The organism is Halobacillus dabanensis (genome assembly GCF_900114165.1).
Lineage (GTDB): Bacteria > Bacillota > Bacilli > Bacillales > Halobacillaceae > Halobacillus > Halobacillus dabanensis.
In genome coordinates this window covers 558,490-583,345 of the sequence record NZ_FOSB01000001.1, presented here as the reverse complement: position 1 = coordinate 583,345, position 24,856 = coordinate 558,490, and the positions used below count along the sequence as shown (strand labels likewise).

Annotated in this window: 27 protein-coding genes, 1 pseudogene and 1 riboswitch; of the genes and pseudogenes, 8 read left to right on the top strand and 20 right to left on the bottom strand. The window is 39.8% G+C overall.

Translation table 11 applies throughout. From position 1 onward, the window contains the following. Window positions 1–204: 204 nt before the first annotated feature. Complete coding sequence (locus BMZ58_RS03040) at window positions 205–1,404, bottom strand: phosphoglycerate dehydrogenase (RefSeq protein ID WP_075035044.1); 1,200 nt, start codon at window positions 1,402–1,404, stop codon at window positions 205–207. 328 nt (window positions 1,405–1,732) lie between these two features. Then, window positions 1,733–1,836: riboswitch (purine riboswitch) on the bottom strand. A gap of 244 nt (window positions 1,837–2,080) precedes the next feature. On the opposite strand from BMZ58_RS03040, the gene BMZ58_RS20970 reads away from it, so the two are divergent. Beyond that, window positions 2,081–2,224 (top strand): hypothetical protein, encoded by a 144-nt coding sequence (locus tag BMZ58_RS20970; RefSeq protein WP_167360014.1) that lies wholly within the window; start codon window positions 2,081–2,083, stop codon window positions 2,222–2,224. 127 nt (window positions 2,225–2,351) lie between these two features. Here BMZ58_RS20970 and BMZ58_RS03035 read toward each other — a convergent pair whose 3' ends face one another. Continuing rightward, a complete protein-coding gene (locus tag BMZ58_RS03035; protein WP_075035043.1) occupies window positions 2,352–2,771 on the bottom strand; it encodes an RDD family protein in 420 nt (139 codons plus the stop codon). Between the two features lie 277 nt (window positions 2,772–3,048). On the opposite strand from BMZ58_RS03035, the gene BMZ58_RS03030 reads away from it, so the two are divergent. Then, window positions 3,049–3,594, top strand: a complete 546-nt coding sequence (locus tag BMZ58_RS03030) for a hypothetical protein (RefSeq protein WP_139207270.1) — start codon at window positions 3,049–3,051, stop codon at window positions 3,592–3,594. A gap of 157 nt (window positions 3,595–3,751) precedes the next feature. On the opposite strand, the pseudogene BMZ58_RS03025 reads toward BMZ58_RS03030, so the two are convergent. Both BMZ58_RS03025 and BMZ58_RS03020 read right to left on the bottom strand, forming a co-directional pair. Continuing rightward, window positions 3,752–4,764: pseudogene (locus BMZ58_RS03025) on the bottom strand (S66 family peptidase). A gap of 354 nt (window positions 4,765–5,118) precedes the next feature. After that, complete coding sequence (locus BMZ58_RS03020; RefSeq protein WP_075035041.1) at window positions 5,119–5,460, bottom strand: hypothetical protein; 342 nt, start codon at window positions 5,458–5,460, stop codon at window positions 5,119–5,121. Window positions 5,461–5,816: 356 nt separating this feature from the next. Here BMZ58_RS03020 and ectA point away from each other — a divergent pair, with 356 nt between their 5' ends. The 5 genes from ectA (at window position 5,817) to BMZ58_RS02995 (ending at window position 9,263) form a co-directional block, all read left to right on the top strand. Further along, window positions 5,817–6,296: a diaminobutyrate acetyltransferase gene (gene ectA, locus BMZ58_RS03015; protein ID WP_244151479.1), complete on the top strand. Its 480-nt coding sequence runs from the start codon at window positions 5,817–5,819 to the stop codon at window positions 6,294–6,296. A gap of 9 nt (window positions 6,297–6,305) precedes the next feature. After that, window positions 6,306–7,601 (top strand): diaminobutyrate--2-oxoglutarate transaminase, encoded by a 1,296-nt coding sequence (gene ectB / locus BMZ58_RS03010; RefSeq protein ID WP_425268640.1) that lies wholly within the window; start codon window positions 6,306–6,308, stop codon window positions 7,599–7,601. Further along, window positions 7,598–7,990, top strand: a complete 393-nt coding sequence (locus BMZ58_RS03005; RefSeq protein WP_075035039.1) for an ectoine synthase — start codon at window positions 7,598–7,600, stop codon at window positions 7,988–7,990. The genes ectB and BMZ58_RS03005 overlap by 4 nt, the downstream gene beginning before the upstream one ends. Window positions 7,991–8,185: 195 nt before the next feature. Further along, window positions 8,186–8,734 carry a DUF420 domain-containing protein gene (locus tag BMZ58_RS03000; RefSeq protein ID WP_244151478.1) on the top strand — a complete coding sequence of 183 codons (549 nt, stop codon included), beginning with the start codon at window positions 8,186–8,188 and terminating at the stop codon, window positions 8,732–8,734. Window positions 8,735–9,020: 286 nt separating this feature from the next. Further along, on the top strand, window positions 9,021–9,263 hold the full coding sequence (locus BMZ58_RS02995; protein WP_075035038.1) for a hypothetical protein: 243 nt from the start codon (window positions 9,021–9,023) through the stop codon (window positions 9,261–9,263). A 71-nt stretch (window positions 9,264–9,334) separates the two neighbouring features. On the opposite strand, the gene BMZ58_RS02990 is transcribed toward BMZ58_RS02995, so the two are convergent. The 7 genes from BMZ58_RS02990 to BMZ58_RS02960 form a co-directional block, all read right to left on the bottom strand. Then, window positions 9,335–9,541 carry a hypothetical protein gene (locus tag BMZ58_RS02990; protein ID WP_083412487.1) on the bottom strand — a complete coding sequence of 69 codons (207 nt, stop codon included), beginning with the start codon at window positions 9,539–9,541 and terminating at the stop codon, window positions 9,335–9,337. Between the two features lie 28 nt (window positions 9,542–9,569). Further along, window positions 9,570–9,854 carry a GNAT family N-acetyltransferase gene (locus tag BMZ58_RS21730; RefSeq protein ID WP_425268638.1) on the bottom strand — a complete coding sequence of 95 codons (285 nt, stop codon included), beginning with the start codon at window positions 9,852–9,854 and terminating at the stop codon, window positions 9,570–9,572. After that, the gene (locus BMZ58_RS21725; protein WP_425268637.1) at window positions 9,851–10,153 is read right to left on the bottom strand and encodes a hypothetical protein; all 303 of its coding nucleotides are present in this window, start codon (window positions 10,151–10,153) and stop codon (window positions 9,851–9,853) included. The genes BMZ58_RS21730 and BMZ58_RS21725 overlap by 4 nt, the downstream gene beginning before the upstream one ends. Window positions 10,154–10,178: 25 nt before the next feature. After that, window positions 10,179–11,264 (bottom strand): hypothetical protein, encoded by a 1,086-nt coding sequence (locus BMZ58_RS02980; protein WP_244151477.1) that lies wholly within the window; start codon window positions 11,262–11,264, stop codon window positions 10,179–10,181. 345 nt (window positions 11,265–11,609) lie between these two features. Further along, window positions 11,610–12,056 (bottom strand): hypothetical protein, encoded by a 447-nt coding sequence (locus BMZ58_RS02970; RefSeq protein WP_075035036.1) that lies wholly within the window; start codon window positions 12,054–12,056, stop codon window positions 11,610–11,612. Further along, window positions 12,053–12,424 (bottom strand): hypothetical protein, encoded by a 372-nt coding sequence (locus tag BMZ58_RS02965; RefSeq protein WP_075035035.1) that lies wholly within the window; start codon window positions 12,422–12,424, stop codon window positions 12,053–12,055. The genes BMZ58_RS02970 and BMZ58_RS02965 overlap by 4 nt, the downstream gene beginning before the upstream one ends. A gap of 143 nt (window positions 12,425–12,567) precedes the next feature. Next, entirely contained in the window at window positions 12,568–12,996 is a 429-nt protein-coding gene (locus BMZ58_RS02960; protein WP_075035034.1) for a PH domain-containing protein, read from the bottom strand. A 384-nt stretch (window positions 12,997–13,380) separates the two neighbouring features. On the opposite strand from BMZ58_RS02960, the gene BMZ58_RS02955 reads away from it, so the two are divergent. After that, window positions 13,381–13,884 (top strand): peroxiredoxin family protein, encoded by a 504-nt coding sequence (locus BMZ58_RS02955; protein ID WP_075035033.1) that lies wholly within the window; start codon window positions 13,381–13,383, stop codon window positions 13,882–13,884. Window positions 13,885–14,191: 307 nt separating this feature from the next. Here the strand turns inward: BMZ58_RS02955 and BMZ58_RS02950 are convergent, their stop codons facing one another. From BMZ58_RS02950 to BMZ58_RS02910, 9 genes are all read right to left on the bottom strand, one after another. Then, the gene (locus BMZ58_RS02950) at window positions 14,192–14,683 is read right to left on the bottom strand and encodes a hypothetical protein (RefSeq protein ID WP_075035032.1); all 492 of its coding nucleotides are present in this window, start codon (window positions 14,681–14,683) and stop codon (window positions 14,192–14,194) included. 43 nt (window positions 14,684–14,726) lie between these two features. Then, a complete protein-coding gene (locus BMZ58_RS02945) occupies window positions 14,727–15,731 on the bottom strand; it encodes a DUF3231 family protein (protein WP_075035031.1) in 1,005 nt (334 codons plus the stop codon). A 1,200-nt stretch (window positions 15,732–16,931) separates the two neighbouring features. Next, window positions 16,932–17,195 carry a hypothetical protein gene (locus tag BMZ58_RS02940; protein WP_075035030.1) on the bottom strand — a complete coding sequence of 88 codons (264 nt, stop codon included), beginning with the start codon at window positions 17,193–17,195 and terminating at the stop codon, window positions 16,932–16,934. A gap of 234 nt (window positions 17,196–17,429) precedes the next feature. Beyond that, the gene (locus tag BMZ58_RS02935) at window positions 17,430–17,753 is read right to left on the bottom strand and encodes a hypothetical protein (RefSeq protein WP_083412486.1); all 324 of its coding nucleotides are present in this window, start codon (window positions 17,751–17,753) and stop codon (window positions 17,430–17,432) included. A gap of 22 nt (window positions 17,754–17,775) precedes the next feature. Beyond that, on the bottom strand, window positions 17,776–18,099 hold the full coding sequence (locus BMZ58_RS02930) for a hypothetical protein (protein WP_075035029.1): 324 nt from the start codon (window positions 18,097–18,099) through the stop codon (window positions 17,776–17,778). Between the two features lie 191 nt (window positions 18,100–18,290). After that, on the bottom strand, window positions 18,291–19,523 hold the full coding sequence (locus tag BMZ58_RS02925; RefSeq protein WP_075035028.1) for an MFS transporter: 1,233 nt from the start codon (window positions 19,521–19,523) through the stop codon (window positions 18,291–18,293). Window positions 19,524–19,538: 15 nt separating this feature from the next. Then, entirely contained in the window at window positions 19,539–20,588 is a 1,050-nt protein-coding gene (locus tag BMZ58_RS02920; protein WP_075035027.1) for an ArsR/SmtB family transcription factor, read from the bottom strand. 357 nt (window positions 20,589–20,945) lie between these two features. Continuing rightward, window positions 20,946–23,348, bottom strand: a complete 2,403-nt coding sequence (locus tag BMZ58_RS02915) for a M14 family zinc carboxypeptidase (RefSeq protein ID WP_208601393.1) — start codon at window positions 23,346–23,348, stop codon at window positions 20,946–20,948. A gap of 261 nt (window positions 23,349–23,609) precedes the next feature. Beyond that, window positions 23,610–24,653 (bottom strand): DUF2332 domain-containing protein, encoded by a 1,044-nt coding sequence (locus BMZ58_RS02910; RefSeq protein ID WP_075035025.1) that lies wholly within the window; start codon window positions 24,651–24,653, stop codon window positions 23,610–23,612. Between the last annotated feature and the right edge of the window lie 203 nt (window positions 24,654–24,856).

Sequence of the window (24,856 nt, the reverse complement as noted above, 5' to 3'; positions counted from 1 at the left end):
TGTGTCGATGTCTGGAAAAGTGGTGTCGAAAATGTAAATAACATTGTCGGATTCCTAATCTCCCGTGTCGAATACTAAAACAAAAATGTCGAATTCCTAACTAATGCAAAACTTCCAGGGTTCATGGAAAAATACATTCATATAAAAAAAGCAAGCACTCCATCGAATGCTTGCCTTCAGGTAGTCATTTTTACCATCTTGATTTTAAATAATCCGGACAGTAACGATCCCTTCGATCTGGCGGATTTTCTCTTCTAAGTCAGGAATAACCGTATCCTCTACTTCATTTTCGATATCGATCATTGTATAAGCAGAATCTCCTCGACTTCTGTTGACCATATCCGCGATATTCAAGCTATCATCAGATAAAACAGAAGTGAGCTGGCCAACCATGTTCGGGACGTTATCGTGGAAAGCAGTCACACGGCGTTTCCCTGTGTAAGGCAGAGAAGCATTCGGGAAATTCACGGAGTTTTTGATATTGCCTGTTTCCAGAAAATCCCGAACCTGACGAGCTGCCATTACAGCACAGTTTTCCTCCGATTCTTTCGTCGATGCACCAAGATGTGGGAGCGGGATAGCATTGTTCATTTTCAACACGTTTTCATTCGGAAAGTCTGTCACAAACTTATCTACTTTTCCGCTTTCTAGTGCAGTTGCCATATCCTCTTCATTTACTAACTCTCCGCGGGAAAAGTTTAAAATATTGACACCTTTTTTCATCATGTTGAATGCTTCTTCGTTGAACATCCCGTTATTGTCATTGGTTAACGGAATATGTACGGTAATATAATCAGAACGGGTGAACAGCTCTTCGATCGTCATGGCGCGTTGTACATTGCTGGACAGATTCCAGGCTGTATTGACAGAAACGAACGGGTCAAAACCGATCACATCCATGTCCAAATCGAGGGCATCATTTGCTACTAGAGAACCGACCGATCCCAAACCGATGACGCCCAACGTTTTTCCTTTGATTTCTTTTCCGATAAATTGTTTCTTCCCCTTCTCTACAAGGGCCGGAATTCGATCTCCTTCTCCTTCCAATGTCTTCGCCCAATTCACTCCGGAAAAGATATTGCGGGATAAAGCCATCAAGGAAGTTAATACAATCTCTTTTACGGCATTCGCATTAGCACCAGGGGTATTGAAAACAACAACCCCACGCTCGGTACACTCTTCTACTGGAATATTATTGACACCCGCACCTGCCCTGGCGATTGCCTTAATATTTTCATCAAGTTCCATGTTATGCATGTTATGACTGCGTACAATAATGGCATCCGGATTCTCGCTGTCCTGATCGATTGTATAACTCTCTTCACCGAATACATCCAGACCGCATGCAGCAATATTATTCAACGTCTTTATTGTGCTCTTTCTGCTTAAAGTTAGTGTGGTCATTTTACTTCCCCTTTCGAATTATGACGATTCTCCATGTTTTCATAAATCAATTACTGGAGGCCCCCTACCTTAATCGAGATATAAAGGACTCCCCCGCATTCTAGGTTTCACAACTCACTCTCCTGAAAAAATCACCAAAGTGCATTGCAAGCAGTCCTTCCGCCCCCCTTCTTTGAGATCCCCGTAATTTTTTGGTCGAAAAGAAAAAGGCCTGGAAATGTAGAATGATATCTACCTTCCAGACCTACGAAAGTCAAAGCATACATAATTAAGCATAAGTATAGCGAATGCCGAATTATAAAATTAGCCACAGCAAATAAAAGCTGAACAGCCGGACACTTCAACTCGTAGTCTAGTTCTTTCAATGGGAACCAGGTAGAGACACTCAGACCATATTACCGAGGATATACGAGTAACGATATTTTTATGTTATTGCTTAGATGATAATATAGCAGACATATTCTCCATAATCAACAGAAAGTCGAACTTTTATTGGGTGAAAATTAATAATGTTCGTTTTTGTGATCGTGCAAAGTGCCTGACCCTCGCTCCGTTAAAGTATTAACGTACTGGGGGTCAGGCACGCAAAAAATACAAGAATTCCCAGAGGAGAATGAAACCTTAGCCGTAATGAGACGTATGGAATAGGGGAAAATCAAGGAACGGAGGATTAGTCATGGAAGTCAATTTAGATTTTGTCATTTTAGCGGCCGGCATCGCTCTTGCTGGCTATTTCATCGGAAATGGTCTCCGGAATTTCGGGAGAAGCAACCCTGTCGATGATTATTGGGATGAATCAATAAGAAAAAGTCTGAAGTAAGGAGAAGATCGACAATAATGTGATCGGTGCTCCACATTACGGTGATATTCATTACCATCGGGGTTTCCCTCTTCCAAAAAAGAAAAGTTGTCCTTACATAAAAAAGAGCACGGGCGAAGGGCCGTACTCAATCAGGATTTCTTTGTTTTATCGTCGTGTAGGATACAAGCTCGCCCCAGCCACGTCCAGTTGGGTCCATCAGGCTTGTGATCAAGGACACCATATACCAGAGTCCGCCGGTCCAGATGACAGGACCGAAGCCTAATATGGCTCGTAAAAGAATCTGGATGAAATTCAGTTTCTTCCCATTGTTCGATGTGACCGTCAGATTGGTCAACAACATCGCTAACGTTCTTCCTTTCGCTACAAGCGGAATGACAATCAGGAACGTCATCTGGATGATGAGGAACGCCTTCCAAAACACGGGATTCGGTTCAAATCCTCTGCCTGTATCCTGTAGTGATGTATAAAAGACAGCTAAAGCTCCGGCAATGTTCAGTTCCAGTCCGACACCGATAAAGCGCTGGAACAGGTTTCTCCCTTCCATAAGCAAACACTCCTCCCTTTGTACTATCGTATGGATTTCGATAAGAGTTGTTTGCCTATTCACCCAGGGCATGGAAAAGAGCTGGAACATGGAACCCCATCTTTTTTTCATTTCTAGAGGGAAACATAAGAAATAACATAGTCAGAATGAATTTTTAAAACCAGTAAGTTGATTGTTATTTTATGTTGAAATATATAGAATTTGTGAAGGAACATACTAAAACTAACGGTGCAGTATTATTGATTAAGGGTATTTGTTTTTCTGGTAAAATATCCTAATGCATAAAAATGAGGGAATTATTTTGAGGATAAATCTGAAGATTTCAACTGTAATCATGTTTTTAATTTTAATAGGATGTGACCCATTAGCGAAGGAAACGATGGATTTTTATGAAAGCACAGAGAGTATTGACCTCTCTGATGAGAATATCCATTCTATATCAATAAATTCATCGGAGGGCGATGTAATAAACACTTTTGGCAAACCAAATGAAGTCGAAAAAATAGAAGATACAAAGTCAAAATATTTAAGCTATGATGGTGTGGAGTTTGGTGTTGAAGATGAAGAGGTTATTCGATTTTTCATTCGGAGAACACACGAAAGCTCCACAATATATCAAACTGCTAAAGAAATTAAGATCGGGGATACAAAAGAAAAAGTAATGAAAGAATACGGTGAGAACTATTATGAAAGGGTTGAAAGCGGCTTAGATACGGTTGGATATTTTGATAAAGGTAATAGGATCAATATAGAGTTCGGATTTAATGAAAATGAAGTTATAGCTGTTATTATTGAGCAAATTGGTTGGAAGGAAGATCATTAAGCTAACGGGTGCGTTCGTTTAACCATATTTGACAGTGAAAATAGCACAATAAAAAAGAGCTTGGAAACCCAAGCTCCTTTTGTGATGAACTAATCGACCTCTTATTCAACTAAAGCAACCGTTAGCTTAACAATAGTTATTTAATATCAAACATATTTTATTTAAAAGTTTGTAACACAGTACCTCGACCATTATCCAATTCAACTTCAGCATATGCTCCGTTTATGAAGGTAATCTGTGGTGGGACATGACCGCAATCAACATCGTATAAAATAGGAATTTGAAGCTCTTCTGAAAGCTCTTTATAGACATCTTCAACTGTATAATCTGCAACAGGTGTATTAGCCGAACTTCTACCAAACATAACCCCACTACAATCATCAAACCAACCTGATAATTTCATTTGTACGAGAGACCTACGCAGGTCAGTAGTGGATAACTCACAGTTCTCGAGAAACCAAATAACAGAATCTCCTTTAATATAATTCTCTTTAAATTTTTGTACTTCCCCATATGGCGTACCAACTAAATGCCTAATTGTGTCAATACATCCACCAAGTAAACGTCCCTGCATCTTAACATTATCATTTCCAATTGATTTCCAGCACGTTTGTTCTGTTAGATTGAAAATATGAGGAGTCGGGTTATCAAATTGCCATTCCTTTTGATATTTTTCTGATGAATATTGGAGTATTGACTCCCTTATTTTGGTAGACAAAACAGATTGCCACATTTCTGTTGTATCATCTGAATATTCTCCTCGTAAATCCACTAAATTTGTTCCATGTGCAGTAGCGACACCAGTTTTCAAAGTTATTGCTAACAATAGCAAACTAATATCAGAATAACCTAATACCCACTTGTTCTGTATATTCTCAAAGTCAATATATTCAAGTACCTCAATAAGTAATTCTCCGCCCCAAGGAGGAATAATAAGTTGAATATTTTCATTAACCATCATGTTATTAACTTCTTCTGCACGCTTTTCAGCAGATGCAGACTTTGCCTTATGTTGAGTCCAGGCAGTTTCGCCACTGATGACATTGAAGCCTTTCCTATTCATACTTTCAAATGCCAAATTCAACAAATTATGTAATTAGCTGGAACTCCAGATGATGGTGCCGTTACCACTATCGTTGCACCTTTTTTCAAGGATGGATATTTTATCATGTTATACCTCCTCCATGTTTTGTATTATTTTAACATTAAACTTTAGTTAGAAAGTACCTTTTTCTTGCGTTAAACTGCTCGTTAGTTGAATAACTTCCTCCCTTAACATATATATCCTGAAAGCCTTCTCGAAAGAAAGAAAATTAACACTCTATTTGACATACTAATCCGATACGCGCCAAAAGATTGGGTTATCTTGCTAAATAGGGTGTTAAATTTTATGCTTATTTGTGTTTGTTTTAGTAAGCAAAGTCCTTTAAATCAATAAAAACAAGCAGCCCAAACCGATTGCTAATTGTACTGCTATTAGATAGGCTATTTCACTTTTGTACTTCAAAACAGAACCCGTTCCTATTATTGATCCAGGCGTTTTTGTTTGCTGATTATATAGTTGCTTATCGCGCTGAACAACGTGTGTTTTAGCATATCCCCTGTTATTTTGGTTTCCTCCGCGGTAATGGTTCTATTTAGCTTGAGATTTCCCCTACCTTTTTCACCCTTTGTCATCTCGGAGAGGCCCCTCCCCCCTGTTGTAATTGTATAGGGCGGGAACGTTGACAGCTGACCTCGCGTGTGGCGATTAGTTGATGGAAGGTACATTAGTTTCTCGAAGAAAAAATCATATAACCTTAAAGCGGCTGCCTGACTTAAAAAGGCAGCCGCTTTTTTTTCATAGGTAAAAAGCACCTTTATCATCACCTCTCCAACCTGCGGCAAATACGGTGAGAAACGTCCCCGCAGGCATATAAGCCGATAGAATCATTTCAAAAAATTCTATCGTATAGTTCCAAATATCTAAACCCTTTCTACAATAAGGGTTTTAGACCACGGCTTTTTAAAAAATAGAGAATGAAGGCTTATTCGGTACTTTGCTAAAGAATGCCCCTTAAAATTTTCCATTCAGTCCGACTCAGCACGTCTTTGCCTTAAAAACCGTTGTTAAGCGGCTTTGACTTTCTGGTGAGGCTTTATTAATGTCTAACTTGAGCAGATGGCAGAACTTTCAGAAAAAAATAAGAGAGGTGATTTTCATTCCTACGACGACTGAAGATGTGAAACACTATCAATTTTCCGTACCAGAAAAATCAGACGGGGCTTCTGTTTATGAGCTGATCGAGAATATCCCGATCCTTGATTTGAACTCATCCTACAGTTACCTGCTGTGGTGTGAATTTTTCAGTGACACCTCGGTGGTGGTGAAAGATGGCGAGGAGACAGTCGGGTTCATTTCCGGATTCATCGACCCGTCTTCCCCTGATACTTTATTCATCTGGCAAGTAGCCGTCGCTGAAACGGAACGGGGAAATGGGCTTGCGACAAGAATGATCGATCATATTTTGGACCGGCATGATGTGGCATTCATCGAGGCAACGGTTTCCCCCTCGAATCAACCTTCCCAACAACTGTTCAAAGGATTTGCTGAGAAGAAAGAGGTACCCTGCAACATTAGTGTCTGCTTCAAAGAAGATGATTTTCCAGGAGAAGAACATGAGCAAGAAAACACATTCAGAATTGGACCACTAAAAAACTAGGAGGACCTAATCTTAATGACTATTTCTAATCAGAAAACAGACATGAGTGTATTCGAAAATTATGAATCAGAGGTGCGCAGCTACAGCCGCAGCTTCCCTACCATTTTTGAAAAGGCGAAAGGATATCAATTGTGGGATAAGCAAGGAAAGGATTACATCGATTTCTTCGCAGGAGCCGGCGCGTTGAACTACGGCCACAATGATGATGCTATGCAGCAAAGGTTGATCGAATATATTCAAAGTGACGGACTCTTACATAGTCTGGATATGGCGACAAATGCCCGGGCAGCGTTTTTGCAGAAGTTCAATGAGGTCATTTTAAAGCCTAGAGAGATGGATTATAAAATCATGTTCCCAGGCCCTACTGGAACCAATACGGTTGAAAGTGCGCTCAAAATCGCCAGAAAAGTGACGGGCCGTGAAAAAGTGGTGACGTTCACGAATGCTTTCCATGGCATGACGATCGGTGCTTTATCTGTAACTGGAAATGCCTTCAAGCGTCACGGTGCCGGCATTCCGCTCACCTACAGCATGGCGATGCCTTTCGATGACTATATGGATGGTATCGATTCGCTCGATTATCTCGAAAAAATGATCGAAGATGGTGGCAGTGGCATCGATCTGCCTGCAGCTGTCATTTTGGAGACCGTACAAGGGGAAGGCGGAATCAATGCAGCGAGTTTCGAATGGCTGAAAAGAGTGGAAGAACTTTGTCACCGCCTCGACATCCTGTTGATTGTCGACGATGTCCAGGCCGGATGCGGGCGTACTGGTACATTCTTCAGTTTTGAACAAGCAGGCATTTCTCCAGATGTGATCTGCATGTCCAAATCGATCAGCGGAAGCGGACTGCCGATGGCGATCACGTTGATCAAGCCGGAATATGATATTTGGGGACCTGGAGAGCATAACGGCACATTCCGTGGCAACAACCTGGCCTTCGTGACAGCTGCGGAAGCGTTGAACCACTGGAAAACCGATGCATTCAGCGAGTCGATCCTGAGTAAAAGTGAGCTTTTCAAAAAACGTCTGAATCAGTTTGTAGATGAATATCCTGAACTACAGGGAGAAGTCCGCGGTCGTGGTCTCATGCTCGGCATCGCAAGTGCAAAAGCAGGATTATCCGGTCAATTGGCAGAAGCCGCCTTCGAAAGAGGTCTGATCGTTGAAACGTCCGGACCAGACGATGAAGTATTGAAAATGCTCCCACCGCTGATGATTGATGAGGAAGGTATTGAAAAAGGGTTGGATATCATTGAAGAAAGTATCAAAGCCGTGTTAGGCAAGGAGGAAGTTACCGTATGAATGTCATTAAATTGGAAGATCTGCTAGGAACGGAACGTGTTGTGAAAGATGATAATTGGGAGAGCCGTCGATTTCTGTTGAAAGACGATAACGTAGGGTTCAGTCTCCATGATACCCTCCTTTATGCCGGAACAGAAACGTACATCTGGTATAAAAACCATATCGAAGCGGTCTACTGCATCGAAGGGGAAGCGGAGATCGAAACGGTGGATGACGGCAAGAAATATCAAATCAAGCCTGGGACGATGTATTGTCTCGACGGACATGAAAAACACTACCTGCGTGCGAAAACAGACTTCCGCGTCGTGTGTGTGTTCAACCCGGCGCTTGTAGGAGATGAAATCCACGACGAAGAAGGTGTGTATAAACTGCCGGAGGAAAGCAAGTAAAAAACGGAACAATTTAAAAAGCCTGGTACTCTGCTAATTGGAGGGTTCCAGGCTTTTTTTATCGGTGCCTGACCCCCGCTTCGCTAAAGTGTTAATGCACTGGGGGTCAGGCACTTTTGTTTGATAAACACATTGTTCCATTTCTGTCATAGCATTTCCCCTGCTTTTTATTTATACTAGTCTAGGATTCTAATAATGAAAATAGAAGGGATCGATTCTATGAAGAAAGACTTCAACTATGTCCCATGGGTCGTGGGACTATCGATTGCAATCAACCTGATCGTTGTCGCCCTGTTGTTCTTGCCGAAAATGGATGGCGACACAGGTTTTGATATCAAATTGCTTCCATTATTGAACGCGGTGCTGAACTCGTTCACTTTCGTTTTCTTACTGGCAGCCCTGTTCATGATCCTTAGAAAAAACATTCGTTGGCACAAGCGGTTCATTTTCGCAGCATTTTCGTCAACGGCCTTGTTCCTCGTCTCCTACCTTACCTATCATTCGATGGCAGAGTCGACCTCTTTCGGCGGAGAAGGAATCGTAGCTGCAATCTATTACTTTATATTGATCACGCACATCGTACTTGCTGCGTTAATTGTACCGCTCGCACTTCTCACCCTATTCCGCGGCCTGGCAATGAAAGTGGACAAACACCGCCGTATCGCTCGCTGGACGATGCCTCTATGGTTATATGTCAGCTTGACCGGTGTGATCGTCTACTTAATGATTTCGCCTTACTATTAAAGAAGGGGATTTATACTTTACTAGGTAGGAGGGTGTTTCTTGGTCCTCTCAGGGATGGTATTGGAGAGGGCCTTTAAAAGGCAGATTAATGGGGAACATGATTCATATATAGGAAGGAAGAATAACGTAACACAAATATAACTAGCCAGTTATAGAAATCTTTGTTATTGTGAAATAATAATAAAAGAATATTCCAGTTTATAGACAATGCTCTTTTCGGAACAAGTTTATTGATAAGCTATACAGGGAAAATTTTATTGTGAGGTCACACTACAAGGAGCATACAATGGACTTACTTCAATTCATTAAAAATGAAGGATACGTCTCAGCAAGTTTTGCCTCGCTTGATGGTGAAAATATACAATTAATATTAAAGGACCTGGCTTCCACAGAGGATTTATATGAATGGATGAACATCACCCCTACTTCCATTTCCTATTACCCCTATGAGCGTGTGCCATACATGGTTTGTTATATGAATTGCCTTCACGACGAAAGCGTTTTGAAACTACAATTAATAAAAGCATAAACGACAAAGAAGCCGGATTACAGTGACAGTGATCCGGCTTCTCTTCTATTCCTCTCTATTAAACCCAGCCTTTACCCCTCATCTTTGATTACATAGTTCTTCAACAAATGAAGCGTAAACAGACCAATCGCCAGGAACACACCAACATCAATGATCAGGGATAACAAATCAAAATCGTCCCGGAACATGTCGTATTCGAATCCGAAAATTCCAAAGACCAAATCGGAGAGGATACTTGCTACCAAAAAACTTATAAAATATTGCAGAAACTCTTTCATCGGATAATTTCCCTTTCTCTTCTTTACCTTACGCCAAGCTTTTTCTAAGTACGATTTCATCCAGCACAGGTAAGTCATGTGAACCCATCAGAGGAATCTCCGGTTTGATTTTACGGGCTTTTTTAACCGCATCATGTAAAATGTCCACCATCCGGAAGCCTCTTTTTTGATAGAACTCCAAAGCATGAAGGTTATCATTCGTTGTTACTAGTTTGATACTGTTGCACCCGTGTTCTTGAGCCGCGTTTTCCACTTTCCTCAACAGTAATGTACCAATACCCTTGTTTTCTTTGAGGCTGTCGAGGGATATCACTTCACACGCTCTCCCTCAATGACATAAGTTATAACGCCTGCGATTTGAGTACCATCGAAAGCGAAAAAATCATCAAGCGTATGACAATCGAAAACCCCGCTGGACAGGACCATTTGAGGGCTTCCCCAGTGCTGGGTGAAGAAATCGACTTTCATTTGTTCTGGTAATGTACTCATCTTTTTCAGTTCCATCCTTGTGTCTCCTTCAAACGCATGTAAATAATAAATCGGTAAAAAAGATGGACGAAGCCTCTTCCCTTGTTGGTGACGCTGAATCACCAACCCTAAACGCTCAATCATGGGAGAGGAAAAGTTTTATAAGCTATCATTTTTCAGGAAGACGTTCGAACCGTTTCAGCTTTTGATAGCGATCGACAGCAAGAATACCCTGCCACTGCCTTTTACTGATATGGAAAGCTTCCGTCGGCTCTCCCCAGTCCCACGAGATGTCCCACACACCTTCTTCATTCATCGTCTCCAAATAAAAGTCCAGATTTTCAGAGACAAGCCGGGCATATTTTTCCGCTAACAGGTGTTTCGGACTCGTGATCAAGTCCAAGGGCAGCGGCTTATAACTTTTTCCCCATTGACTGACATCTTTGTCTATACAACGCTCTGCAAGAAGGAACACCTTCGCATTCACGTCCTCATAAGAATAAGAGGTGCGCTCTTTCAATGTTTCCCTGTAATGAAACAAAACGTTCATGAGCTGCTGGTAGCAGTTCACTTCATGAAAATCCATCATATCGATATCCATCAGTCTTGGAAGGGCCATCTCTACACTGGACCACCCTATTTCGGCCGCTTCACTGTTTTCGTACGACCAGTGAATGAGAAAACCGGCGAGCTCAGCTGCAGGATTGAACATCCAGTTTTCCTGGACTCCTTCTTTCCAGTGCCACCAGGGAGCATGGGGGTAATCATTCGTTTCAGGAAGGACTGTCGGCCACATGCCAGTGTCAGGCTCGTATGTTTCCATCAAGTATGTGATCATGTCCAAAACAACCGGCTCTTTGGACGCCACATCAAGTTCGTATAAATACTGCCCTGCTGCCCATGTCGCCATAGGAGAAGAAGCTGGCAGCCAAAAATCCGGTTCGATCCCGTGCCCGAATCCGCCGTCATCATTTTGAAAGGCCCGGATATAAGGAATCACATCACTTTTCAGGCCACCTTCCAGAAGAGCATGCCACCTGGCTCTTTCTAATGGCCGGGCATTGCGTTTCATCCAATTGCTCGTTTGTGCTATCCTATCTTTTGTTAGGTTCATCCTCATCCGCTCCCCTAAAAAGTTTTTTCCTCCATTAATGAATATTTTTCTATGTAATGAAGGACGCTTCCTCACTGCACAAAAAGCTTTTGATTTTCCGATCGCTTGTCCATCATAAATAAACTTTCCTTTTAAGGACATTACCCCATCTCTTCCCTATTCACCCATCGTCTGGAGATCCTATTTCGTTTTCCCATCCAGTTCTGCAATAAAAATGACTTCAAGTTCGTCAGCAAAATAAAGCTCGGTTCCTTCAAGAAGGACGTTTGCCATACCTTGTTTACTTTTCCGACTCTATCACCTTTCGTTCTATTCTTTTCTTCTGACAAATCAACCTCCAGTTTGAAAACGGTATCATTTTCAAGCATTATAACTTCCGCATCAGGGTTCAAGTTCAGCACCTGTTTTTTTCTCAGCCTCCCTCCCTTGACGAGGATAACAAGCAGGCAGCAACAAAGCAGAATAAGGATGGGAAATATTTTCGTATCACGTTTTTTTCCTTATGCTGTGAATGATGGTGAAACCGAAGATGAATCCGAACATCGTCGGTCCGTTGAGATGGTGTGTGGCGAAAAACTTCATCAGTGGAAGCATGGGGACATTTGTATAAAATAACCATGGAGTCAGTGCGATGTAAAGACTTGGAATACCTAATGCCAGGAATTCTGCCCAAACAAAGCCCTTCAGACGTTTTTCTTTGTAACGTCTCCATAAGAAAGATGTTGCAAACAGCATGCCGAAAAGGACAGGATACACATGGTCGAATATCATAAGCGGTACAACGTCAAATTCCATTTCTGCCCACTCCTGCAGATGTTTCCGATAAGTCAAAGCTCCGGTAAGAAAAGCGATCATCCCTAGACTATAGGCGAGATAAAAGCCGAACCTCTTCATCACAATCCCTCGCTTTTTTTCTAAGTATATGACATTCATTCGAGAACCGTGATTTCGGAAGCTCTCACTTTACGACTCTCAGGATCTTTATTGATATCTTTACTTTCTGGAAGTGTTACTTTTATTTCTAACAATTCTTCATCTTTTGCTTGTTGTCTGAATTCATCCATTTGTATTTTTTCCCCACCTTCCGTGAGTACAGGGGTATCATGGGGCACGAGGACGAGGCATGGATAACCTTCCTCGGTCACGGCACTGTTTTCATTCCGTTTGACTGCCGAAGAGCACTCGACTTCAAGACCACCGAGTTTCACTGCTGTTACATGACCTTCAAATGCACGGACACCTTGACCTGAAACACTGCAACCGACAATGAACACTAATAGGAATATAAGTAATTTCTTCACGATGTCTCACCTTTCTCCGAAAATCGAGTACACTCGACTTACAATCGTCAACTCTATAAAAAGCGTACCACGAATGGAATTATTTGAAAATACTGGTATGGGTTTATAGTCATAATTTGTAAAAAAATGATAGGATTTAAGATTTACTTTTTAATATTTTTTCTCAACCGTTGTAAGAACTCCTCTTTATGTTTCGGGGATACTTTTATAAACTTTCCAGGACCATAATGGATTTCTAACCGATCGGCTGATAATGCGGGAGCAAGGAAAGGGTCTCTATTCGGTACGACCTTTTCGATTTCCTCTAGACGGATTTGCTTTTTGTATGGACCATAGTGGACTTTCAAACTTTCAGAATCTATGTAATACCCGGTACCGAACCAAATCCAAAGGAGCAAAGCCGGGACAGCCAGGAGGAACAACAGTTTGAATAGCGGATTAGAAATGGGATCTGGAACCATGAAAACACCCCATTGCAGGCCGAAAATCCCATCAGCAAGCATGATCCCGATCACTCCCCAGATGATGACGGCGATCCAACTATCTTTTTTTGATGGGTAATAGATGTTCATCAACCTCCCTCCTTCTTGTTGGGTTTACCAACAAGAATCCCTACGGTCTGTTTACTACTGGATTAGTAGAACAGAATTCACGAAACGTCCATCCTCCGAAGAAAATTCTCCATGTATTTTTGCAGGAGACCACTTCCTAGATTACGCGACTTGCTTTCATATGGAAGAACTCTTTCATTATTCCTTTCTACTATAATTACGGTTTGGAAATAGAAAAAGTTTCATAGTATTTTAAAAAAATTCATCACCTATTGTTATAATTATCCGAAAAATTGGTTATTCTAGGAAAAAAACATTCCCTTTCTTACTACTGTTTACTCGGCAAAACTGTTCGGTTGCTTATGTATAGATGGGGATCGTGTTTCAAATGAAGGAGGAGCGGCTATGGCTGATCTGCAGCTGGGAAATCGGGTTCCTAACTTTACACTCCCTGGCGTGACAGGAGAACAGTTCTTATTGGAGTCTCATCTGGAAAAACATAGGGACGCATGGCATGTCGTCGTCTTCTTCCGGGGATCCTGGTCTCTGGAATGCAGACTCACACTTAGGGAACTGGAAGAGGAATTAAACGATTTCCACACCCAAAACCTTACATTGACAGCAATTTCAGCAGACGATAAGGACGCATTGGAACAAATGGTCGTACAAGAACGACTATCTTTTCCTGTGCTCTCCGATGAATTCTTCTCCATCACTGATGCGTTCGGTGTCTTTATCAATCATCATGGCCAGCACGGAGAGCCTGCATCCTTCATCCTTAACGAACACGGTGAACTGATTTTTCAACAAAAGCAAACCGGACCATTCGGACGCCCTTCACCAAAGGACTTGATCCAAAACGTCCAATATATAAAAGAACAGAGACAAAAAAGAGGAAATGCCTCGTAATAGCACTTCCTCTATAAGAAAAGGAATGCACTTATTTGCGTGCATTCCTTTTTTTAATTGTTGTTCAGCTTCTAGCTTAATGCGAAGGAAGGTTAAAGGATGTTGCTCGCAATCCGCATAATCCATCTACTGAACCAAAAACTACAGACACTTATAGCCTCCATAACCCATGCTGGAAGGAGCGAATAATATGTATCCCCGTATCCGCCCCTATTTTCTTTTTTAATTATTGGCTTGGAGTGCTTATGTTTTTCGTACAAAATACAACTTTTCCTAACCATGATCTTTCTTTATTTAAAATAAATGCTTAGATTGATTCCTTTGAATATTTTTTCAACAATACTCTTCTTATGATTACCCCTGTACCTAAACCAATCGGCAAAAATAACATGGGCAGCCATAATGGACCAATGAAGTATCCAAAAAATGTGAATTCGGATGAAAATATAAGGCCGGCTGTAACAAAATAGGCCGAAAATACAAAAGGCAAATAGGCAAAGGGTTTGTCCATCCCCCCACCCGCATCCTTATATGCATCCCAAATAGAAAAGAAATATAAACAAGGATAAAACATCAGCCACATATAGTTGGTTTCGGCGATCGCTTCCTCCAGCCTAAAATGAAAACTCAACATAATGATTTTATTAAAGTTTCCCATTACATTAACAAGAATCTCTAAGATAATTAACAAAAATCCTTTTATATATTTTCCATTTAGCAATTGTCCAAACCCCGGAAAAGCAATACTCCATAATAAAACTTCTAATTTCTTACTTTTTTCAGAACATCCTATTCCCATCACTTCACCTAATTCGCTATTCCTTTTCTTCCATTAGCTCTATTTACTTATCTTCTGATAGTTCCTTTCTGTTTGGGGCAAGTGGCGGCTGTTCCAACCATTTATATTTGGTCATTAAATTAAACCATTCTTTTGTAATCATTATATTTTTTAATATGATTTTTTCATAAGCAGTTACTATATCTACTCGCATTGCGGATGCTAGACCTGCCCCATGGTATGATTGGGAAGATTGTAATAGGAAACCCATGTGGTACAACATTAATTTGTCTGAAAAAGGAGAATCCTTAGAAGAAGTAACCTCTGACTCCCAAGACATTGGAACAGGCAGGTTATCTCCTTTCAATATATTTCCCAGTGATTGAATTTGTTTGTCGGATGCATTTTGCATACTCTCTAAAAATTTCCTAACGTCTTTTGATTGGGCCACTTGGCTAAATCCTATAGAAAGTGACTTTTCCAATATTTTCTTCTTCAAATTAAGGGATACAGCAATTATTTCTGTAGCAGCTAGAGGCCGTTTATTTCCTGTAAACCCATTAACAAATTTTTGACCTGAAACAAATTCAGGTACTTTTTCGGGGTAAAAGTAAGGATCCCTTTGAAAATGCCCTTTCTCCAATAGTAAATCAGTCGTTTGCTGATACATAGTCATAGCCTCATTACTTGTTTGTTCATAAAATAATCTTAAATCCTTTCTGACAGAGGAACTAAGTGCTGTAGTATGTCCTATTAAGCCGTGCAGTGTCATAATATGCAAATAGTGTAAACAGAATATGTCAGAAAACAATCGATCGGTTCCTTTATTGAGGTCTGATTCTGAAAATCCAACGGGAACAGGGAATCCTTCGTTCTCAATAAACCGTTTTGTTTGCTGCTTTTGCTTACCTGAAACTTTTATTGCATCTTCAAAGATTTGTTTTATCTTCTCATCTTCTATAATGGACAGCATATATTTGTTCACAACATCGATAGCCGATCCATTTACATACTCTCCCCACAATGTTCCTATTTCAGCTGATGTGAGTTTCAATTGATCTTTATCCATAAAATCACCTCTTCCTAATGTTTCCCAAAGTAAGAAGGTTTTATTTGGCTGGATAAGTTCAAATTGGTCATGGTGTATGTAAAGTTCACTTGGGGCAAATGATTGGATTGGTAGAGGAATTTTTACATGTGTAAGCCTTTTTCAGAAAATATGTATTTGGATGAAGGAGCTATGCCCTTTAACCATGATTTTGTGTTGGAATATGCGCCGCTTTTTTCCTTCTTTCGGAAAATCATTGTTATTAAGCAGGAAAAAAGACCACCCCTAAGCTCAGTTACTGAGGAGTGGTCTTAAAAAATCATAAAATATCCAGTCGTCTTATAAGTGAATAGAGGCAGCTTTGATTGGAATGAATCCGTTCTTCCTTCCTTAGTCATACCCTTGGGTAATCATTTCCGTAAGTAGAATCACCCCATCCAAAGCTAACCGTTCATTGAAAGTGAAAATGTTCTTCATGCAGGTCAACTCTGTGTGGTTCATTTTTCATTTTTGATAGTGTTGACCATTATAGACTTAAGTACCTCTTTGGAATGGCGTTGTCCAATCGGTTCTACCCAATGTATTCGAATAAACTAACAATCGTATATAGAACAAAAAAGACAGCAATCCCGGTAGATATCTTTTTATTCACAAAATCACTCCTCATTTTATATCTCTAAAGTCAAATAAAGAAAGCTGTTTACCCACCTCATTACGCTTGATCATTCATATAAAAAAATTGTCGTTTCTTGCAACAAAAAATAGAGTAACAAATACTTCCCTACTAATCAAATCGTCCATAAGAGCGATAAATTTCCTGTTAACATTCGTATCCTAGTTAGAAGGGGTATCTTGAACCAGAAAGTTTCCAAACATCGAGAATAAATATGTGCTAATTGTTAAAAAAAGAAGACTTTTTCCCCTTATAGGTCATGGACAGAATTTATTAAATGAAGGCAGTTGATAAATTAAGAAGAAACGGAGAAAAATCTTAGAAGAAGATCCTGGAGGGTTGGATTTAATTAATAAGCGAAACGGCAGCCGTAAGACTGCCGTTTCGCTTATTAAATCTTCAGGGAAAATATTCGGAGGGGCGTATTATTTTAAAGATCTAAATATATTGCATACAAATTTTCCCTTTTTCATACTAAGTAAGTTACTGTGGAATGTCCATACCCTATTAACGGATATATTTTGAGGATGCACCATCCTTTATCAAATTTATCGGTACAAGTCACGAATTTGATTTAAGTCTTCTATAAATTGACTCGACTCTTTTTGACTCAACCGAATCAGCATTTGTTCATTCAATGTAAGGATTTGACCATCTCGTTCCTCTTTATGATTATCCAAATAGTCATAAATCGCATCCAATTGGTCTTTATTAAGGGTGGATTGAGTCGTAAAGTGCTTCACTTGATTTAAAACAAATTCATCGTTGATACGATCAAACTCTCCCCTAATGATTTTCCCATTAACATCCACGCTACCAACTCCTTTATGGAGATAGTTTATTCCAATCGGCAAAATTATATAAACGCTGGAGTCAGAAAGCACACACCCCTTCGGAAACGAATGAATGACCAGCCTTCAAAAAGGTTTTATTAAAGAAGTTTGATAGTGATATCGTCCAAAAAATAAGGCCTTCCTATTATAAGGAAAGCCGTTTGTTTAAGCCTTGATTTCGAGAGATGAATTTACAGTTCAGTTAAAGAAAAACTAATTGAGTATATCCCATAATTTACTCTTCTCCATCTCAATTAGCTGACCGAATACCCCTAAAGTTCTAACTATTTTCTCCCCTCCATGTGGATCTTCAAATTTTAGTTCCTGCGATGCAAATAGTCCAGCGTTTTTAAAATGGGAGGAACGAAACCTTATTTGGCTTTCTCCATTCAAACAACTTCCATCTGATTCACAATTAATATGGTGTTTTTCTGATACCCAACTATTAAAAGCTGCTTCGGATGGTGTAGTTACCACCATTCCAAAAACCAACACAACAATTGCTAAACAAACCAAAGATATTACTTTTTTTAACAATCAAAAAACCCTTTCGTCACGGCTAAGATTCCATATAAGCTCCCGTACTTTGAATAAATTTTCTTTTTCTTACTAATAAAGTTACAGCAAGAATAACTATAAAGGTTAAAGTGATTCCAATGATGAAGATGATTCCACCAAATAATAAGAATTCACTGATTGGTCCTGCATACTTGAACCATAACAAGGCACTGACGAGACCAAAGAAAATAATGACGCAAGTTGCTAAAAAAACATTTTCCAACACCTTTTTATTTTTCCTCAAACCTTGCTTTGCTGTAAAATAGCTTAATAATGCGCCTAACAAAATAAGTATAGATAGACCACTGAATACAAGCATAGTCATTATATACCCCTCCTTTATTAAGTGAACCCAGTTAAGGCTTTTCACTTTTTCCAGTGTAAAATTAAACCGGGTAGATGGTTGGCGCAATCCATCATGAAAAGCTCCTATAAAGAGACGCTTTTTCTGCTGCTTCTAATCGTTGGCATAACCTTTTATGGGAATCACAGTAATCTTATTAGTATCGCACTTAATCAAGCAGTTTTTAAAGACGGATGTAAATAGATGAAGGAAGCAATAGTAGCAATCACTCCACCTACTAGCAAAGTAAAAGTAGTACCGAATTGCTCTGCTACGATCCCTGCAACTAACGCTGACACTGGCATTGATACCCATGTCATAAAGCGACTCGTAGCTTGAACACGCCCCAAAAGATGATCCGGGCTGAGATTTTGGCGTATAGTGACAATGCATGGACTCATGATTGACGCAGAAACAGTACCTATGGCATTCATTAGTGCCAACCATAGGAATGAGTCATCCATTGCAAAAGCGATTATGGAAAATCCTCCTATAACACCAGCAGAAAAAAGAATGCTTCTGTAAGAAAAGTGTTTTTTCAACCAATTAGTAGTTAAAGCGCCACCAATAGCGGCAATACCACCGATCGAGAGAAGGTAACCTATTTGCACAGCATCTAAACTTACGGTGGATTTCAAGTGTATGACTAGCATTGTTAAGAAAAGAGTGGTTCCAAAGATGGAAAAGAGCATAGCTAAATTGGTGTAAAAAATTGGTTTCACCGCAATAACGAACTTGAACCCTTCCTTTATATCTGTAAATACTTTTGCCCTGGTCATTCTATCTTTTTGTATCCTATCATCTATTCTAAGACTTAATACAACTACAAAACCCACCAAAAAGGAAAAGCTGTTCATAATTAACCCTATACCAGGATTAAACATACTGATTATGATTCCTCCTAACCCAGGTGCAATAAATACTGCCGTTTGAAATATGCCTGTGTTTATGGAATTAACCAGCTGTAGATCTTTTTTTCGGACCAGTTTTGGAATGGAAGCAAATTGACAAGTGTTATATATCTGGGTTAACAAGCCTACGAGTAACGCCCCAACATATATTTCCCAAATGGTTAAGTGGTTTATTATGTATAAAAAACCTAAGAGACCAACCGTTAGAAATCTACCTGAATCACAAAGCAACAGGATTCTTTTCCGATTAAAATTATCAGCCAATACTCCAGTAAAGGGCTGGATGAGAATAGGCAATCGCTCGAGAGCTGCTACTATCCCCATGCTCAGCGGTGATCCGGTGATAGCCAATACAATCAAAGGGAGTGCAATCAAATATATTTGATCGCCGAAGAAGGAAACCAAGTTACCGCCAATAAATCTATATACTTGAAAATTCTTTTTGAACTCAGGAACTTTCTCTTTCGATTCCACTTGTACGTCTGAATGATTCATAAGCTTCTCCCCTTTTTATTCACTATCCAGATACAGGCTTAAATCGGTAGGTAAGAAATCAATGGCGCTTTGATTAATGTCATATTTGTTGTTTGAAACCTGAGTTACCAACCTTGCTGACTTTAAGATTTTCAAGTGATGATGAACGGTTGTTTTGCCTAACTTCAGTTCAGCCGTTAATTCCTGCAGAGATAAATGCTCCTCTTTTATCATCTTCAGTATTTTTAAACGTGTTTCATCTCCTAATGCTTTATATCTTTGGACCAATTGTTTATTCGGAACAAACTTCTCATTGGAGATACTTTCATTTGCCACCGCATAATAAAATACTTTAACACCATCCAGATCTGCTTCCACGTTCCATGGTCTGTAAAAATAATGAGGTATGAGAATGACCTTATGCACATTTGGTTCAGGTGCATATTTAATACCATCCGTAGCCCACTCAATAAATTCCTCCGGTTCTAAATTGTTGAGCATATTTTCTTTGGAATCCTTGTCCGTTAAAAGTATTGCGCTCAGCTTATCTTTTTCAGGTTCAATCACTGTTTCAAACCATCCAGCCATAACTTCAACTAAGTGACTCTTTAATTCCTCAGCGGAAACGTCCCTTATATATTTAAGGTAACTTGGAAGAAAGGGATGATTTTTTGTGATTTTTTGCAACTTTTTTAGTCCTTTCTCAGACCCTTCCAATAGTTCACTTATCAAATCATTGTATTCCTCCCCTAAGTAAGGAATTGCAATAGACTTTAGACGTTTTGAGGATAAGCTATTTACATAGTCTATAAAAGAAGTCAGATGTTCAAAGTCTTCCTGGTGAAGAATCTGGAGAAGTGTCTTCCAAGTGTTGTGTTCTTTTACATATTCGAGATGCTCCACCATCATCGGTGATAATGCTTGTTCGATTGATTTTCTATTCTTTTTCGATATTTCTAACGTATTAATCAAAGATTCATTGGTTATAGCTGCTATACCTAAAGCTGATTCCCATAAAAGAGAGCATTTGACTTCAACACTATATTTCTCTCTAGAGATCTTGGTCCCTGCAGAAAATAATTCCATATTACCCCTCCTGCATATATTCTATATTATTAGAACGATATGTTCAATGTTTTTAGTCAATTAAAAAAGAGCCTTCTTTTGTTAAGAATGGCTCTTTCAAATACATAAAGCTTTCCGGTATATTCTATTTTAATAGACCAAAAAATCCCCTATATCCAATTAACTCCTATATTATCCCGAAACTTCCATATTCCTGCCCAATTCTTAAGTAAAGAAAAGGCAACTATTCTTTTGGAATAATCGCCCACAACTTTTGAAGACTCGATTAAATGGATAACCGATTGATATTTCACCAAAAAACACCACTTTCAATCATCCAGAGTCTGGTTGATTGAAAGTGGTAGATATACCTAATTGCTATTTGGTGTAAATGGCGTTTGAGAAGAGGCGGAATAAGTAATCCGTGTGATCACGGAAGCCTGCTTCAAGTCCAATAAGCGTTACGTCTTGATCCTGTTCTTTAATGATGACCGGCTGCCCTTGGGCATCAGCGCGGTCTTCCCAGTGTCCCGCCATAAAGAAGTTACTGCTGTCTTTATAAGTGGCATGGACATCTACTCCTTCCACATCCGAATACCAAACAGGGCTATAGACGAAACCATAATCAGTTTCTGCATAACCAGAAGTTAGGGAAACAGAATCGTAATTCACTCGGACGATCCCATTACTATTATTGCTACCTTTATGAACGGTGACATCCGTCAGCCCCAGTTGCGTAGCGGCATCGGAAGCGCCAGCTCCAACAGCAATATATTTCCCTCCATCTTCAACAAAGGAGTGGATGTTATCTTTAAAGGCATTATACTGTGCCTCATTTTCGAGACCAAATTCAGCGTTCGGAGTCCAATTATCATACGAAATCAAGTTAGACGTGCCACTGTAGAAAAAGACCTCTGTATCTCCTAATCCTTTTTCTGCCAGTTCTCTTGGGGTGATTTCCTGTACTTCAAACCCTAATCGTTCCAAAGCTAAACGTGTGCCTGCGTGAGATTGACCTTTGTTCATCCCGCCGTCTTTTAGAATCGTTACCTTCTGAGAAGTTAATGGCTCACCATCAACAGCCTCGACCGATTTGACGGTGATGCCAGACGCCTCCACAAGTTTTCTCAATTCCGGCGATTTGTTTGCATCCACATAGAATTGCTCACCATCCATGGTCACTTTAAATCCGTTCTTTACCAAAGTGTTAACTAGATTAATAGCTTTTACAGAAGAGTTAGGAATCACATATGGACCGTTTCCGTTTAACTCCCCATCGGCTTTTACTTTTTTCACGTCGTTAGTCTTTACATTAAAGGAGCTGTCAGCTTCAACCTCTACCGCTTCAAAACCCCATAATTCTGGTAAATTCCAGGCAGAGATATCATACATAGATGGTGTGCGATCGGTAATATCTTCTCCATCCCACAGCATCGTGTTCGCAAGTCCAGCTTTCGCCTGACTCATGTCTACGATATACGTTCCCGCCGGGTACGAGACACCTTCATATTCGAATGCTTTCTTCGCCTCAGAGACATCAATGTCATTGAACATCAGATGCTCAACTGCTTTTTCGGTTGCCGTTGGGTCTGTTTCATCTACTGGTAAAATATACGCTTGCGGGAAGAACCCTTCCTTATGGTATGGGTGATCAAATTGGATGCCTCGTTTGAATACTTCGATTTGGTCTTTGATCATTTGTTCTTTGTTATCATTGGAAAATTCAAGCGCTCCCATAACTGTATCATAATGCCATTGGACGCCATCCCAATCATTCGTCGGTGCTTCAAGCGTATACCCATAAGCCCCGTGATACATCGCATACATCGGTGTGAAAATCGGTGGATAATCATCCCATCCTGCTTGATCATCCCGCTGCGGAATATATGTACCTGTCATCGATTGATAGTCGACACCTGAAGCATCAGTATTTGTATTTTCATAGTCTGTACGGTTTTCTACAATGCTTCCTTCCATGGCTTCAGCCTGATCTAGCGCCCATTTCGAAAATAGATCATACTCGTAGTTCGGATTGTGCGGTGGTGTACACGGCTCGATTAAACCTGGCTGATCTGGGCCGCCATAACTTTTCACATAGCCATGCAAATCAAGGAAGACCATTGGATTCCACTCTTTGATCAACTCAACTGTATGTTTGGTTTCCGCTTGAGATTGTGTAATAAAATCCCGATTCAAGTCAATGCCATTGCTGTTAAAACGTGTCGCATCAATCCGACCGTCAGGATTAGCTACCACATTAAAAATAAGAATATGATTTTCAAGCAGATTCTTCGTTTGTTGATCATTGGCTGTTGCAAAACGCTCAATCAATTGCAGCGCAGCATCTGAACCCACAAACTCAGTGCCATGAATAGACGCATTAATCATCACCGGCACTTTAAAGTCAGGGTGTTTTTCAATAAATGCCTGAGCCTTTTCAGAGTTCTTGAACATCTTCTTTCGCAATGATTTTTGATACCCATATTTCCCTTTGGAGGTTGGATCGGAAATGGTTACCGTATAAAGGTCATGACCACCGGAAGATTCCGCTGAACTTTCTACTGTAATCCGATTACTATGTTTAGCAATTTCCGCAAGTTTGTCGTCTACCTTCGAGTACTTCAAAAATTCATAGTTCTCATTGTTAAAAAGGCTGCCATCTTCCTCCTTCAGAGTTTCGTTTACATTGACATTGTGCCATTTCGGCGCTTCTGCTGCCGCCGTTATAGGCGCAGCAAGCATCGTAATGGCTGCCATACCACTCATTAATGTCTTTTTCATTATTTACCCCCTAGTTTATAAGATATAATTACTAGTTTATACCATTAGTAACACAAACTGTATAAACCGATTTAACTGTTTAAAGAGAGTGCTTTTGTACTACGTTAATCAATTAAACTGTTAGTCTACCCCATCTACCTTTTTAATCAAGCATAGACCAAATAATAACCTGCACCAATAATAAAAAACGAAATTCATCATCCCTTATGCTTATGTAATAAGGCCGAGTACTCTCCAAGCTATCGCCCCATTATTGAAAAGTTATGCTAAATCTTCATTTGATAGTTTCCAATCAAACCATCGACCATGTCCATCCGTTCCACCAACTGTTCTTTTTTTAAATTCTCCGTTTACGACTGAATCTACATGCAAGTTCCTATCCTCCATATTATTGTAAATATGAAAAACATCCCTCTGATTCCCTATTTCCTTCACTTTATGTATCAAACTCTCCTTAACTGTGTTCGGCATCTGATTAGCTACATGTGTATGAAAAATGCAAAGTGTTGTATCAGTTGGTATTTCTTCGATTACTTCAGTCAATAGTCCAACACCATCCCCTTCAATAAGGTGAGGAGGGTGTAATCTTAGTTGTTTTACAGCAGCTTCAAAGTTCGAAAGTCGGTCCTCATGCTCCGGCCATATTAGAGCTTTCAACCATAAGTAATCTTCTATGTTTGTAAGGTCACTAACATGTAAATCCATTCCTCTTCGATCATTTACTGGAGGGATGGATGATAGCAAATGAGTTGGAACTTCTCCTTCACGAACGTTGGATATTAAATGGACATAAGAATCTTTATTACCATAGACCTGTTCATTTCCATAGGAATAAGAATACTGATCCCACAAAAGCTGAAGCCCCGCACTTGTTCCTATTTCAATAAGGGATAATGGTTTGTTGGTTTGTTGATAGATGAATCCGAATATGGGGTATAAATAAGCACAACGGCGGACTTCATTGGTTTGTACACGTTTATTCTTTAAAATGTTCTTTATTTTGCTTGTGTTTCTGAAACAAAAGTCTTTAAATGTCTCGAACAAATGGCTGTCTTTTTGGGGTTCTTTTACTATGCTCGGGTAATATTCCTGGAGTTGATGATCAGTCCCTTTAAGAAGTAAATAATGTACCGCACCCAAGAGTAAATTTGGAACAGGTTGTCCTTCTCTTGCATTCAGACATAATTCTAATAAGTCATCATCTTCAGCTATCTCTGAGGCCAAACGTCTATAGAATTCGCTGGACCCTTCACATTCTAAGACCACGAAATCATTAAATCTTTCCGCCAAACTATTTTTATTCATACTATCTTCTCCCTCCCTTACAATTTTAAACGATTTCCAATATTATGTAAATTTAGCGCATAGGAAAAAAGCCGAAGATCTTCTATATAATCTTCAGCTATTGCTCATGATTGTTTAAGAATTGAGTGCGAAAAAATCTTGGGGGTCTTTTTACTTTTGCCACCCGTTTTCTGTACTTTCATACTAATATTCTTCATTTTTTA